Genomic DNA, 277 nt, shown 5'->3' with positions numbered 1-277 from the left:
CCGCAAACCGACACAGGTGGGTGAGGAGAGTATCCTAAGGCCAGCGAGAGAACTGTTGTTAAGGAACTCGGCAAAATGACCCCGTAACTTAGGGATAAGGGGTGCCACCATCAGGTGGCCGCAGAGAATAGGCCCAAGCGACTGTTTACCAAAAACATAGGTTTCTGCTAAGTCGCAAGACGATGTATAGGAGCTGACGCCTGCCCGGTGCTGGAAGGTTAAGGGGATCTGTTAGAGCAATCGAAGCAGTGAACTTAAGCCCCAGTAAACGGCGGCC

Annotated in this window: 1 rRNA gene (cut by a window edge); it reads left to right on the top strand. The window is 53.1% G+C overall.

Annotation, left to right across the window (positions count from 1 at the left end):
* A 23S ribosomal RNA gene (locus DB032_RS23440) occupies positions 1–277 on the top strand (its annotated part continues 501 nt past the right edge of the window); the annotation flags it as partial.

The sequence above is a fragment of the Chromobacterium sp. Panama genome (genome assembly GCF_003052555.1).
In the GTDB taxonomy this organism is placed as follows: Bacteria; Pseudomonadota; Gammaproteobacteria; order Burkholderiales; family Chromobacteriaceae; genus Chromobacterium.
Note: the sequence above shows the minus strand (reverse complement) of the source record. Positions and strands in the feature narration are given on the sequence as shown.